Origin of the sequence: Xanthomonas sp. WHRI 7064 (genome assembly GCF_040202355.2) — a bacterium.
Lineage (GTDB): Bacteria > Pseudomonadota > Gammaproteobacteria > Xanthomonadales > Xanthomonadaceae > Xanthomonas > Xanthomonas arboricola.
Map to the genome: position 1 here is coordinate 4017529 of NZ_CP167821.1, position 13917 is coordinate 4031445.

Annotated in this window: 10 protein-coding genes; 2 read left to right on the plus strand and 8 right to left on the minus strand. The window is 66.5% G+C overall.

Features of this window, described 5'->3' with window-relative positions; translation table 11 throughout:
* Positions 1 to 68: 68 nt before the first annotated feature.
* The 4 genes from ABQY74_RS17000 to ABQY74_RS17015 all read right to left on the minus strand — a co-directional run bounded on the left by ABQY74_RS17000 (position 69) and on the right by ABQY74_RS17015 (position 3561).
* Positions 69 to 1439, minus strand: coding sequence for a pyridoxal-phosphate dependent enzyme (locus ABQY74_RS17000; RefSeq protein WP_046344410.1), 1371 nt, complete (start codon positions 1437 to 1439; stop codon positions 69 to 71).
* A 287-nt stretch (positions 1440 to 1726) separates the two neighbouring features.
* Positions 1727 to 1945: a YdcH family protein gene (locus tag ABQY74_RS17005; protein ID WP_002814034.1), complete on the minus strand. Its 219-nt coding sequence runs from the start codon at positions 1943 to 1945 to the stop codon at positions 1727 to 1729.
* Between the two features lie 345 nt (positions 1946 to 2290).
* A complete protein-coding gene (locus ABQY74_RS17010) occupies positions 2291 to 3181 on the minus strand; it encodes a membrane protein (RefSeq protein WP_016900966.1) in 891 nt (296 codons plus the stop codon).
* Positions 3178 to 3561 carry a DUF4398 domain-containing protein gene (locus ABQY74_RS17015; RefSeq protein ID WP_039525328.1) on the minus strand — a complete coding sequence of 128 codons (384 nt, stop codon included), beginning with the start codon at positions 3559 to 3561 and terminating at the stop codon, positions 3178 to 3180. Before ABQY74_RS17015 ends, ABQY74_RS17010 begins: the two co-directional genes overlap by 4 nt.
* Before the next feature lie 98 nt (positions 3562 to 3659).
* Here ABQY74_RS17015 and ABQY74_RS17020 point away from each other — a divergent pair, with 98 nt between their 5' ends.
* A complete protein-coding gene (locus ABQY74_RS17020; protein WP_016900968.1) occupies positions 3660 to 4793 on the plus strand; it encodes a PilT/PilU family type 4a pilus ATPase in 1134 nt (377 codons plus the stop codon).
* A 283-nt stretch (positions 4794 to 5076) separates the two neighbouring features.
* On the opposite strand, the gene maiA is transcribed toward ABQY74_RS17020, so the two are convergent.
* Together maiA and ABQY74_RS17030 are read right to left on the minus strand one after the other, a co-directional pair.
* Positions 5077 to 5742: a maleylacetoacetate isomerase gene (maiA, locus tag ABQY74_RS17025; protein ID WP_102253389.1), complete on the minus strand. Its 666-nt coding sequence runs from the start codon at positions 5740 to 5742 to the stop codon at positions 5077 to 5079.
* 43 nt (positions 5743 to 5785) lie between these two features.
* Positions 5786 to 6844 (minus strand): fumarylacetoacetate hydrolase family protein, encoded by a 1059-nt coding sequence (locus ABQY74_RS17030; protein WP_349792443.1) that lies wholly within the window; start codon positions 6842 to 6844, stop codon positions 5786 to 5788.
* A 308-nt stretch (positions 6845 to 7152) separates the two neighbouring features.
* Between ABQY74_RS17030 and ABQY74_RS17035 the strand changes: the two genes are divergently transcribed.
* The gene (locus ABQY74_RS17035; protein WP_039525325.1) at positions 7153 to 8541 is read left to right on the plus strand and encodes a DEAD/DEAH box helicase; all 1389 of its coding nucleotides are present in this window, start codon (positions 7153 to 7155) and stop codon (positions 8539 to 8541) included.
* A 222-nt stretch (positions 8542 to 8763) separates the two neighbouring features.
* Here ABQY74_RS17035 and ABQY74_RS17040 read toward each other — a convergent pair whose 3' ends face one another.
* Together ABQY74_RS17040 and ABQY74_RS17045 are read right to left on the minus strand one after the other, a co-directional pair.
* Positions 8764 to 11049 carry a transferrin receptor-like dimerization domain-containing protein gene (locus ABQY74_RS17040; protein WP_349792445.1) on the minus strand — a complete coding sequence of 762 codons (2286 nt, stop codon included), beginning with the start codon at positions 11047 to 11049 and terminating at the stop codon, positions 8764 to 8766.
* 108 nt (positions 11050 to 11157) lie between these two features.
* On the minus strand, positions 11158 to 13779 hold the full coding sequence (locus tag ABQY74_RS17045) for a TonB-dependent receptor (protein ID WP_349792447.1): 2622 nt from the start codon (positions 13777 to 13779) through the stop codon (positions 11158 to 11160).
* Positions 13780 to 13917 lie beyond the last annotated feature (138 nt).

A 13917-nucleotide genomic window follows, 5' to 3' on the forward strand; every position in this document is an offset into this window, starting at 1 on the left:
CGGATTGTAGCAAGCAGGTCTGAATGGCCGGTGCCGCGCGTCCCATCCGGGCGCGCGGCCAGCTGCGATCACTGCACGCGGCGGCGCAGGTAATTGAGCAGGTCGATGCGGGTGATCAGGCCCAGGAACTGGTTGCCGTCCATGACGATGGCGACCTGGCCGCGGTCGAACACCGGCAGCAGCGCCTCGATCGGTGAGGCGACATCCAGGCGATCGAGCTTGCTGACCATGGCGGTGGAGATCGGGTCGCGGAAGCGTGCCTCGTCGCCGTACACATGCAGCAACACGTCGCTCTCGTCGACGATGCCGACCAACTCGCCGTCATCGATGACCGGCAGCTGCGAGACGTCGTACAGCTTCATGCGCTGGTAGGCGGTGGTCAGCAGGTCCTTCGGCCCGACCACCACGGTATCGCGCTTGTTGTACGGGCGCAGGATCAGGTCGCGCAGGTCGCCATGCTGCGGGCGCTCCAGGAAGCCGTTGTCCAGCATCCAGTAGTCGTTGTACATCTTGGACAGGTACTTGTTGCCGGTATCGCAGACAAACACCAGCACGCGCTTGGGCGTGGTCTGCTCGCGGCAATACTTCAGCGCGGCGGCCAGCAGGGTACCGGTGGACGAGCCGCCGAGGATGCCCTCCTTGGCCAGCAGCTCGCGCGCGGTGTGGAAGCTTTCCGCGTCGGTGATCGAATAGGCCTTCTTGACCCGCGAAAAATCGGAGATGTCCGGCAGGAAGTCCTCGCCGATGCCTTCGACCAGCCAGCTGCCGGATTTCTCGCTGACCGTGCCCTCTTCGATGTACTGGGTCAGGATCGAGCCGACCGGGTCGGCCAGCACCAGCTCGGTGTGCGGCGAGGCGGTGGCGAAGGCGCGCGACAGGCCGGTCATGGTGCCGGAGCTGCCGCAGCCGAACACGATCGCGTCCAGATCGTTGTCCATCTGCGCCAGGATCTCGGGGCCGGTGCCGAATTCGTGCGCAGCCGGGTTATCCGGGTTGCCGAACTGGTTGATGAAGTAGGCGCCCGGGGTCTCGGTGGCGATCTTGGCGGCCAGGTCCTGGTAGTACTCCGGGTGGCCCTTGGCCACGTCCGAACGGGTCAGCACCACCTGGGCGCCCATGGCCTTGAGGTTGAAGATCTTCTCGCGACTCATCTTGTCCGGCACCACCAGGATCAACCGGTAGCCCTTCTGCTGGGCGACCAGTGCCAGACCCAGGCCGGTGTTGCCGGCAGTGCCTTCGACCAGCGTCGCACCCGGGGTGAGGTCGCCACGCTGTTCGGCCGCCTCGATCATCGACAGGCCGATGCGGTCCTTGATCGATCCGCCGGGGTTGGCCGCCTCCAGCTTGAGGAACAGCTCGCAGACGCCGGTGTCCAGGTGCTGTGCCTTGACGATCGGCGTGTTGCCGATCAGTTCGAGTACGGAGGAATGGATCGCCATCGGAATATCGTCACTGCGTCGCGCGGGGCTTGGCCGCCCATTATCCGACGAACGGCTGGGGAATGCTCATTCAGACTGGAACCGATCGCGCCGGCCTGTGAACGGGCGGGCTCAACCAGCGCTGCGCCACCACCATCGGCCTGACTGCGCGGCCGCCAGACGGGCATCGCGCCCTGCCGCCGGGCGCGTGACACGCAGATGCGCAAATAAAGACGCGGACGGTGGCAAGCCGACGAGGAGGCCGCCACCGCCCGCGGCGGTGAACTTGTTCTAGTGGTGGGGAAGGATCAGTGGGTGAGCTGGTCGTACATCCGGGTGAGCTTTTCTTTCGCCTGCAACTTCTCGCGCTTCATCTGGCCCAAGGTCACGTCGTCGATGGGGAGCACCCCGAGTTCGGCATCCATGCATTTCTTGTTCAAGAGCTTGTGGCGTTGGTACAGCTGCTTGAACTCGGGATCGGACTTGACCAATGCGTCGATTTCGGTCTGCGGTTGCCCTTCGAACATGGCGTTACCTCCTTCACTTGAAACACTTAAAACAAGAACGCCCCGGCCGCGGGCGGCACGGGGCGCTGCTTGGGGATGGAAGACTCGCGGATCACAATGGCAAGCGCACTGGCGGAACCAAAAAGCTGTCCACCGAATTGCGTTGATACGTGCCCTTGCGTCACTGGCCCGGCCCTCCGTACTTCCAGGCAGCGGAGTGCTGCCCGGGAGTACGACCCTACGCCGGTCGCGGAGGGGGTTCAAGGCCAGAACGGCTGCTTTTGCCGTTCCCTGCCTCAATCAGTGACCGCGGTTCAACCGGGCGTCATGCCCGGGTTAAAAGACCTTAACTTCCAACCACTTGCATTACGGCGAGACAACCACCTCGGCAGCGCGCGTCTTGCTGGCGGCGGCCTTGGTGCCATTGACCTGCAGCCGTGCGCTGGCAACGCCTGCAGCCACCAGGGCATCGCGTAACGCTTCGGCCCGCTTCTTGGCGGTGGCCGCATCGCTGTCGTAGCCGACGATGCTGACCCGGCCTTTTTTGCCGATGTTCAGATACTCGGCCAGTGCCTTGGCCTGCCCCGCGGCGTCGCCGGACAGCGCGGCCTTGCCACCGAAGGCGCCACTGCCCAGCGAAAACACTTCGCCGCGGCTGTCGAACTTGGCGGACGGCAACTTGGCCCCGGCCACCAGCTCGGCCTCTTCATGCGCCAGTTGCACCGCTTTCTGCTGGGCCGCATTGAGCTTGGCGGTCTGCTTGCCGGCCACGCTGGTCAGCGCCAGCTCGGCGTCCTGGCGGGCCAGGGTTTCCTGTTCGGCCGCCTGCCGCATGCGCTCGGCCTCTTCGGCCTGGATCTGCGCCTGCACGCGCAGACGCTCGGCTTCCTGGCGCGCGCGCGAGGCGTCACGGCGGCTGGCTTCGATCAGCAGGTCGTTGCGGGTGCCTTCCAGCCGATCCAGCTCGCGCCGCGCCAGTGCGGTGCGGGCGGTGAGTTCGGCGATTTCGACCCGACGGTCGGCCAGAAACACCAGCTCATCGCGGTCGCGCCGCTTGGCCTCGGCCAGCGCCGCCACGCTCTGCTGCGCCTGCAGCCGCTCGAAGCGGGCCAGTTCATTGGTCTGCGGGTCGTTCTGCAGCGCGGCCAGGCGCCGGTTGAGCGCGTCGGCCTGCGGGTCGTCCTTGGCCGCCATTGCCAGCGACGGCAGGGTGCCCAGGCTCAGTACGCCCAGATAGAGAAGCGGACGCAGTTTCATCGGCCGGCCTCCCCGGTGTTGAGGCTGTTCTGCAGTTGCGCCACTTCCTTGCGCCGCTGTTCCAGCTGGGCGGTGACCACCGCCTCTTCGCTGCGCGCCTTGGCCAGATCGGCGTCGGCCGCTGCGCGCAAGGCGATCTGTGGCACCTGCTTGCGCTGGCGCTTGTCCAGTTGAGCCTGCTGGGCCTGCATCAGTTCCTGGCGGGCCAGATTGACCAGATCGGGTGCGTACTGGTCGGCATCGGCCTGGGTGGCGCGTTGCACGGCCTGTTCGGCGGCGGTGAGCTCCGGTGCCACCTGGGCGGCAGCAGGAGAGGAAAGAACCATGAAACAGGCGATGCCATACAGGGATCGCCGCAAGTATGCGAAGCTAGCCGTCATTAGGGGAGCCGTAGCGAGAAGTCTCGAGCACGGCCATTGTCGGAAGCCTGCGGCGGACTTGCAACGAGACGCTGCCGTTTGTTGGGGAACCATTGCGCATGGATATCGGCTACTTCCTGAAGCTGATGACCGAAAAGAATGCCTCGGACATGTTCTTGACCACCGGCGCACCGGTGTACATCAAGATCGAAGGCAAGCTCTACCCGCTCGGCAATACGGGGTTGCCGCCGGGAATGGTCAAGAAAATCGCTTATTCATTGATGGACGAAGGCCAGGTACCGCAGTTCGAGCGCGAGCTGGAGCTCAACATGGCCATTGCCCTGTCCGACGCCGGGCGCTTCCGCGTGAACGTGTTCAAGCAGCGCGGCGAGGTGGGCATGGTGATCCGCGCCATCCGCAGCCGGATCCCCAGCATCGAAGAGCTCAACCTGCCGCAGGTGCTCAAGGACGTCATCATGACCCCGCGCGGGCTGGTGCTGGTGGTCGGCTCGACCGGCTCGGGCAAGTCGACCTCGCTGGCCTCGATGATCGACCACCGCAACAGCACCACCACCGGGCACATCCTCACCATCGAGGACCCGATCGAATATCTGCACAAGCACAAGATGTCGATCGTGAACCAGCGCGAGGTGGGCCTGGACACGCACGCCTTCCAGAGCGCGCTGAAAAACGCGATGCGCGAGGCGCCGGACGTGATCCTGATCGGCGAGATCCTGGATGCCGAGACCATGGAGGCGGCGATCGCCTTCGCCGAGACCGGCCACCTGTGCCTGGCGACGCTGCACTCCAACAATGCCGACCAGACCATCGAGCGCATCCTCAATTTCTTCCCCGAGAGCGCGCACAAGAACGTGCTGATGAACCTGGCGCTGAACCTGCGCGCCGTGGTGTCGCTGCGCCTGGTCAAGGGCGTGGACGGACGCCGCCGGCCGGCGACCGAAGTGCTGCTCAATACGCCGATGATCCGCGACCTGCTGCGCCGCGGCCAGGTGCACGAGGTCAAGCAGGCGATGGAGGAATCGCTGGAAGAAGGCATGCAGACCTTCGACCAATGCCTGTTCCGCATGGTCAAGTCCGGCGAAATCGAGCAGGAGGAAGCGCTGCGCGCGGCCGACTCGCGCGATGGCCTGGCGCTGAAGTTCCGCTTGTCCGAGGGCGGCTCCGGCGAGCACGACCCGTACGCGGATTACGAAACGGCAGCAGCGCCGAAGATCAGCCACGGCTTTATCTGATCATTGGCAAGTGCGCGCTATTGCCGCGCACTTGCCCGGAGCGGCGGATTGCGCAGCGCCGTTGCCGGCGTACGAGCGGTGCGCACGGTTGGAACAGCGCAGCAGCTAGCTCCGATCAACCCATGAGTGCCGCGAGCGCGGCCGATGCCCAGTGCGCGGAGACAGCCCGCCCGCCTGCGCGCCGCCCAGCCGGCCGACAACCGCTCGCTACCGGTACCTGCCCTGCCCGGGCTGCTAGTTCGACGCGGATGTGCCCCCGCACCAGGCACACGCCTGCCGCCGATCAGGCCGGCACCGCGTCGGCCTGCATTTCCGGCCGCGCCGCAGCGAATGCCGGCAATGCCAGGCAGGCCTGTTCGATGCGCTGCAGGATCGGATACGCCGTCAGATCGACGTCGAAACGGCGCGCATTGTAGAGCTGCGGGATCAGCAGGCAATCGGCCAGGCCCGGCGTGTCGCCGTGGCAGAACCTGCCGGCATGCGGGTCACCGGCCAACTGCGCTTCCAGCGCCGCAAAGCCACGCTGCATCCAGTGCCGTGTCCATTGCTGGCGCTGCGCGGCATCCCGTTGCCATTCGCGCTCGAAAAACTGGGTGACGCGCAGGTTGTTGAGCGGGTGCACGTCGCAGGCGATCACCTGCGCCAGGGCGCGCACGCGGGCGCGCGCGGCCGGCGCGGCGGGGAGCAGCCGCGCGCTGTCCGGGAACGCGTCTTCCAGATACTCCAGGATCGCCAGCGACTGCGGAATCACCACCGCGCCGTGCCGCAACGTGGGCACCAGTTCCTGCGGGTTGAGCTGCGCGTAGACGGGTGCATGCTGCTCGCCGCCGTCGCGCACCAGATGCACCGGATGCGCGAGGTAGGCCAGCGCCTTCAGGTGCAGGCCGATGCGCACGCGATACGCGGCACTGGAGCGCCAGTACGAGAACAGTTCCAGTGGCGCGCTCATGCCCGGCCTCGCATGCCGTGTTGTGCAGACGCCCTTGCCGATGTCATGGCAGCGGCTGACGTTCGACGCGCTGTTCGATCGCACCGAAGATGCTGGCGCCATCGGCAGCGAACATCTCGATCCGCACCACGTCGCCGAAGGACAGGAACGGCGTGCTCGGGGTGCCGTCGCGCAGGGTTTCCACCACGCGCTGCTCGGCAAAGCACGAGGCGCCCAGCGTGGTGTCCTGGTTGGCGATGGTGCCGGAGCCGACGATGGTGCCGGCCGAAAGCGGCCGCGTCCTGGCGGCGTGGGCGATCAGCTGGGCGAAGTCGAACTGCATGTCGTTGCCGGCTTCCGGCGCGCCGAACCAGGCGCCATTGACGTGGGTGACCAGCGGCAGGTGCACCTTGTTGTCGCGCCAGGCCTCGTCCAGTTCATCCACGGTGACGAACACCGGCGACAGCGCCGAGCGCGGCTTGGACTGCACGAAGCCGAAGCCCTTGGCGAGCTCGGCCGGGATCAGGTTGCGCAGCGACACGTCGTTGACCAGGCCGACCAGCTGGATATGCGCGGCGGCCTGCTCGGGCGAGGCGCCCATCGGCACATCGTCGGTGATCACCACCAGTTCTGCCTCCAGATCGATGCCGTGGTCTTCGCTGATCACCTTGATCGCATCGCGCGGGCCGTAGAACCCGGCGCTGGTGGCCTGGTACATCAGCGGGTCGGTGTAGAAGCTTTCCGGCACCTCGGCATTGCGCGCACGGCGCACGCGCTCCACGTGCGGCAGGTAGGCGCTGCCGTCGACGAACTCGTAGGCGCGCGGCAACGGTGCGGCCAGCGCCTGCAGATCCAGATCGAACACGCCATCGGCGCTGCCCTCGTTGAGCGAGGCCGACAAGGCATTCAGGCGCGGCGCGACATTGCTCCAGTCTTCCAGCGCGCGCTGCAGCGTGGGCGCGATGCCGGTGGCGCGGACCGCGGTGCGCAGGTCGCGCCCGACCACGATCAGGCAGCCATCGCGGCCGCCTTCCTTCAGGGAACCTAGCTTCATGACCGTCCTGTGCTGTGGCTGATCGGTCGATTGTACGGCCTGCCGCAACAGTGGTTGCAACTGAAACAACTGACCCGTAGCCCAACCGATGAACTCGCCTTTTGTGCAGCGCGCCAAACGCGCGTACACTGGCCCGGTCTGCATGCGGCCGTCCGTTTCCCTTAGGGACAGCCGGCGAGGCCAGGATCGATCGATCCGCTCGCCCGCCCCACCCGACGCCTTTCGTGGTGCCGACAAACCCATCGCGTCTTGATTGGGTTGTTCCACCATCTCGCAGCGCGGTTCACGGGAACGCTCCGAGCCTCACTTTTTTGCATCTGCAATGCGTTTGCGCTCCGGGCCTGGCCTGGCGGCGACGCTTTACTTGGAGCTTCCTGATGTCTTTTGAATCCCTGGGCCTGGCGCCCTTCCTGCTGCGCGCGTTGGCCGAGCAGGGCTACGAAACCCCCACTGCGATCCAGCAGCAGGCCATCCCGCTGGTGTTGGCAGGGCATGACCTGCTGGCCGGCGCACAGACCGGTACCGGCAAGACCGCCGCGTTCGGCCTGCCGTTGCTGCAGCACCTGGGCACCTCGCCGCAGCCGGTCAACGGCCCGCGCAAGCCGCGCGCGCTGATCCTGACCCCTACCCGCGAGCTGGCCACCCAGGTGCACGACAGCCTGCGCGGCTACAGCAAGTACCTGCGCATCCCGAGCGCGGTGATCTACGGCGGCGTGGGCATGGGCAACCAGCTCGATACCCTGCGTCGCGGCGTGGACCTGCTGATCGCCTGCCCGGGCCGGCTGATCGACCATATCGAGCGTCGCAGCGTGGATCTGTCCGGCATCGAAGTGCTGATCCTGGACGAAGCCGATCGCATGCTCGACATGGGCTTCCTGCCGTCGATCAAGCGCATCCTGACCAAGCTGCCGCGCCAGGACCGTCAGACCCTGCTGTTCTCGGCAACGTTCGAAGAGAACATCAAGCAGCTGGCGCTGGAGTTCATGCGCAACCCGATGCAGATCCAGGTCACCCCGAGCAACACCGTGGCCGAGAGCATCACCCACCGCGTGCACCCGGTCGATGGCGCGCGCAAGCGCGACCTGCTGCTGCACCTGCTGGCACAGGACAGCCGCGAGCAGACCCTGGTGTTCGCCCGCACCAAGCACGGCAGCGACAAGCTGGCGCTGTTCCTGGAAAAGTCCGGCATCAAGACCGCGGCGATCCATGGCAACAAGAGCCAGGGCCAGCGCATGCGCGCGCTGAGCGACTTCAAGGCCGGCCGCGTGACCGTGCTGGTGGCCACCGATATCGCCGCACGCGGCATCGACATCGACCAGCTGCCCAAGGTCATCAACTACGACCTGCCGATGGTGGCCGAGGATTACGTGCACCGCATCGGCCGCACCGGCCGTAACGGTTCCACCGGCGAGGCGATCTCGCTGGTGGCGCAGGACGAAGCCAAGCTGCTGCGCCAGATCGTGCGCATGCTGGGCCGCGACGTGGAAATCCGCGACGTGCCGGGTTACGAGCCGCAGACCCCGATCCGTTGGGGCAATAGCGCGCCGGGTCGTGCCGAGCAGCCGGGTGGCGATCGCGCCCCGCGCAAGAGCCACGCCCGTCGTCCGCATGGCGATGCACCGCGTCAGGCGCATGCGCATGCCGGCCCGAAGAAGCCGGGTGGCCAGCGCAGCAGCGGTCCGCGTCAGGCCGGTGTTGCCGCCGGTGCCGGTGCAGGCCGTCGCGATGGTGGCCGTGGCGGTCAGCGTCCGGGCGGCTCGCGCTGACGCCTGCGCGCTGGTTTTGGCCGGCGCCGCGGCTTGAAGTGAATTGAAAAAGCCGCCCTTCGGGGCGGCTTTTTTGTGGGCGCAGTTCAGGCGATACGCGTGATGCAGCGCGAAGGAGATGGCGCCCGAGCCTCGTGCGTGCCATCCAAAGATAGCCGCAGTTATACAGCGATCCCTAGGAATGACGGGTGGCTGCGCAAGCAACCACCGTTCGTCGCTCGCCTAGCCCTCGATCAACGCGGTATTGCGATCGATCGCCTCGCGATACCGATCCAGCACCGCGGCGGTCTGCACGATGTAGGCATTCAGATCCTCCCAGCGCCGGTCTTCCAGCGCTTCGCGGATGCCGGGCAAGGTCTTGACCTCGTATCCGGTGGCCAGGCCGGGCGCGTAGATCAGGTTCCGGTACCACGGCCGCCCCGGCAGACCGCCTTCGGCCAGCAGGGTCTGATCGATGCGTTGTAGCGAGGCATTGAGCTTGCCGCGTACGCGTGCATCCAACCCGACGCCGCGCGATGCCAGCGCATCGTCATAGCGTCTGGCACTGGTTTGCAGGCGAGTAATGGCCTGATCCAGTGCGGCGAAGTCGATCTGCGGCACCGCGGCTTTCGGCTCGAGGGCGCGTTGCGGCCGGTTCGGGTTATCGACCGCGGCATAGGCACCGGCCTGCAACAACTCGGCCTGGGTGCGGGCGGCAGTGCGGTCGCTGTCGGCCTGCTGCTTGAGCTCCTGCGCGTAGCCGGCCACCGCGTCGGCGAAGTCGCCGAAGCGTTGCGGCAACACCGGCGCGTTGGCGACGCGCAGCACCGTGCGGCCGACCGTCTGCGACAACAGCGGCAGATAGCTGAAGTCCGGGTCGATGTAGCGCGCGAAATAATCGTAGGAGTCATACAGCGAGTGATAGACACCGCTGCCGCCGCCCTGCCCGCCATAGCCCAGATCCAGCGTGGTCAGCCCCAGATGCTGCAGGAACGGGCTGTAGTCGCTGCCCGAGCCGAGTGCCTTCAGCGGCACGTCGCCGCCGGCCGCGAGCTGCTTCGCAATGTCTTTTTGCGCCGGCTTGGCGGTGGGTGCCAGCGCGTCGATGCGGGCACGGGCGCGTTGCCGTTCGAGCACGCTCACGCCGCTGTCGGGGTCGCGCAGATCCGCCGCCACGCCGTTGACCAGGCGTTGCAGCGCATGGCTGCCGCCGGCATTGAGAAAGCCGCGCCCGTTGCCGTCGGTGTTGACGTACAGCACCGCCTTGCGGCGCAGTTCGTCGGCGTGCTGTTCGGCCCATTCGGTGGAGCCGAGCAGGCCGGCCTCCTCGCCGTCCCAACTGGCGTAGACGAGCGTGCGTTTGGGGCGCTGCCCCTGCTTGGCCAGCTCACCGATCGCCTTGGCTTCGGCCAGCAAGGCGGTGGTACCCGAGAGCGGATCGGCCGCACCGAACACCCAGCCGTCGCGGTGATTGCCGCGCACCACCCACTGGTCCGGATACTCGCTGCCACGCAGGGTGGCGATGACGTTGTAGATGGTCTTGCTGCCCCACTCCGCATCCACCTTGAGATGCACGCGCGCGGTGTCGTCGCCGCCGATGCGGTAGGTGATCGGCAGCGCGCCGCGCCAGTCCTCCGGTGCCACCGGCCCGCCCAGCGCGGCCAGCAAGGGCTGCGCATCGCCCCAACTGATCGGCAGGGTCGGGATCTTCAACACGCTGCCGGCCTGGTCGATCTTCAGGCGTTTGGCGCCCTTGCTGGCGCCGACGCCCGGGGTCAGCGGATCGCCGGGATAGATCGCGAAATTGGCGACCGAGCCGCGCTGCACGCTCCATTGATTGCGCGCCGGGCCATCCGGATACGCCCGATCCTGAAAATAACCGTCGTCGCGCGGATCGGAATAGATGATCGCGCCGATCGCGCCATGCTCCTGCGCCAGCCGCGGCTTGAGTCCGCGCCAGCCCTTGCCGTAGCGGGCGATGACGATCTTGCCGCGCACATCCACGCCATTGCGCGCCAGCGCTTCGTAGTCTTCGGCGATGCCGTAATTGACGTAGACCAGATCGCCGGTGACATCGCCGTTGCCGCCGTAGATCACATACGGTGGCAGCACGTTTTCGGTCTGGGTGGAGGTGCTGTCGCCCGGCAGCGGCGGCTCCTTCAGACGCGCGACATACGGCTTGGGGCCGAGCAATTCCAGCTGCGAGCTCCTGGGCGAGGGCCACAGCACCTCAAAGGTCTCGATGCGCGCATCCCACCCGTAGCCGCGCAAGCGCGTTTGCAGATCGCGCGCGTTCTCGAGGTTATGCGGCGAACCAACGTGATTGGGCGCCGACGACCATTGCTTCAACCAACCGCGATAATCGGCGTCCTTCAGGCCGCTATCGAAACGCGCTTCCAGCGCGCGCTGCGCCTGTGCGGCAGCGGCGTCATAACCCGGCAGCGCAACGGGTTGGGCCGCAGGTTGGGCAGCGAGGCAAGGTGCGACAAAGGCCAGGGCGAGCAGCCAGGCATGCGGCGAAGACGTCATCGGAGTTCCTTGGAAAGTGTCCGGGGGCGAATGGCGATTGGGTTGAGACAGCACGCTGGAGCACGCACGCACCATCGCACGGGTGTGCATGGGCCGTGCGTATTCCGATCAGAATCGATAGTCCAGGCCCACGGTGAAATAACGCCCGCGCAGGTCGTATTGGGTGAAGTCGTAAGGCGCACGAATGCCCGGGAACGAGGCATCGACCGGCGGTTGCTTGTCGGCCAGGTTCTCGATCTTGGCGTACAGGGTCAGCTTGTCGATGCCGGTGTAACCCAGATACAGGTCGAACTGGTTGTAGTCGCCCACGCGCGATTGCACGGCAGTGGCCGCAGCGCTGGCCTTCTGGTCGTAGCCGCCGGTGTAGTACCAGGTCAGTGCGGCGCTGACGGTGCCCAGGTTCCAGTCCAGCGTGGTGGTGGCCTTGTTGCGTGGCAGCGACGGGCCGAGATTGCTGCCGGCGTAATCCTGCAACGGGCCACCGACCACGGTAGGGCGGCGGTAATCGCGCACATGGGTGTAGGCGGTATTGAGGCCGAAGTTGCCGGCTGCCTCGGTGCGCCAGCGCTGGCGCAGTTCGACATCGATCCCCGAGGTCGTCAGCTCGCTGAGGTTCTGGTAGCGGTTGTACACCGCCACCAGCGTGCCGCGCTCGTTGCGGATCACGTCGGCCGGGTTGTTGTTCTGCACGATGGTGGCGTTGTTGCCGGTGCCGACCAGATTCTCCAGTTCGATCTTGTACCAGTCCACGCTCAGGCTGGTGTCGGCCCACGGCGACAGCACCACGCCCAGGTTGTAGCTGCGCGTGCGCTCGGGCTCGAGCGCGGTGTTGCCGACGGTGAAGAAGGTCGGGTTCTGGCGCGAGCCCGGCACGTCCGGATCGAACGGGTCGACCACCGAGCCGTAGGAGATGTTGGTGCTGGCCGCATTTTCCGACAATGACGGTGCGCGAAAGCCGCGCGAGGCGGCCGCGCGCACCAGCACGGCGTCCAGCGGTTGCCAGCGCAGGCTGGCCTTGGGCGAAAACGCCTCGCCGAAATCGCTGTAGTGGTCGCCCCGCCCGGCCAGCTGCAGTTCCAGCGATCGCAGCAGCGGCAGGTTGACCTCGGCATACAGCGCCGACACCCTGCGCTCGCCATCCACCGCGGCAATCGCGGGGCGGATCTGCAGGCCCTGGTCGATCTGCCAGGGATTGTGCGAGACCAGTTCCTCCTGCCGCCACTCGGCGCCGGCAGCGAACCCGACGCTGCCGGCCGGCAGCTCGAACAGGTTGCCGGAGACCTTGGCATCGACGCCGCGCAGCGTCGATTGCGCCGGGCGCAGCGTGCTGAGGTTGATGCCATCGATCACCGACTGCGGCGTGGCGGACGGGTCGAGCAGGTTGTAGCTGCCATCGGCCAGCGCCTGCGCCAGCGTGAAGCGGTTGGCGAAGCCACCGGACACGGTTTCGTGCTCGGTGCTGCGTGCGGCGAATGCAGCCGCCTCCCAATTCCAGCGTTCGGTCTTGCCGCGCACGCCGCCGAGAAAGCGGTAGGACTGCGAGCGATTGGTTTTGACTGTCTGGCCCAGGTCGAAAAAGGTGTATTCGATCGGCACCGCGGTGCCGTACGGGTTGTACGGGCTGGAGGCCGGCAACAGGTTGGACACCGGCTCGGCCAGCCCGCTGCTGGCGTTCAAGGCGAAGCGGCCGCCTTCCAGGGTGAAGTACGGGCTGGAGCCGAAGATCGACACGCCCTTGACCTCGCTGTAGAGCGCCTCGCCGAACGCTTCGACATTGTCGCTGAGCCGGAAGGTGGCGTTGGTGTAGGCCTGATAGCGCTTGGTCGAGGGAATCAGCGTGGTGAACGGGGCCTGGTTGAAGCCGCAGGTGTCGCCGGCCAGGCCGTCGATCGGCGCGCTGGCGGTGAGTACGGTGCCGGCGGGGCAGTTGCCTTGCGCATCCAGCATCGGCACCGAGCGGCCGCCGACCAGATAGCGCGCGCCCTTGGCCGACCAGCCGTTCCAGCGCCCGCCGGGCAGGTCGGTGTAGATGCCCGAGCGGGTCAGCGCGCGCTGGTCCTGATCCAGCCGGTCGCGGTTGTAGGCGTCGAAACTGAAAAGGATGTTGTAGCCGTCGCGGTCAAGATCGCCGATGCCGCCGATGAACTTGGCGCGCTGGGTATCCATGCCGCCCTGATCGGAGGTGCCGCCGCTCAAGCCCAGCTCGGCGCCCTGGAAATCCTGCCGGGTGATGATGTTGACCACGCCGGCCACCGCATCGGAGCCGTACACGGCAGAGGCGCCGTCCTTGAGCACTTCGATGCGTTCCACCGCCACCAGCGGCAAGGCGTTGAGGTTGACGAAGGTGTCGCCCAGGCCATTGGCGGGAAAGCCGTAGTTGGCCAGGCGGCGTCCGTTGAGCAGCACCAGGGTGTTCTTCTGCGACAGCCCGCGCAGGCCAATGCCCGCCGAGCCGGACGCCCAGCCGTTGTTGGTGGTTTCGTTGGTGGCGTTGCCGGTATTGGCCGAGATCGAGCGCAGCGCGTCGGCCACGGTGACCTTGCCGGACTGCTCCAGCTGCTGGCGGTCGATCACCTGCACCGGGTTCGGGCCTTCGCTGTCGGTGCGCTTGATATTGGAGCCGGTGACGCTGACGGTGGCCAGGGTCTTGCCCGTGTCGGCTGTCGCGTCGTCGGCATGGGCAAGGGGAATCAGCGCCGACAGAACGGCAGCAGACAGCAGATAAGGCATCGGGCGCTTCACGCACGGCATCCATGAATGGGGGTTTTGCAGTGGGCCATGCGCAATCGATTAACAAAAATTACAGATCTGCATAGAGATATGACGCGCCGTGACACACGCCGCTGGCCGGACGCGGTAGAGCGCGCA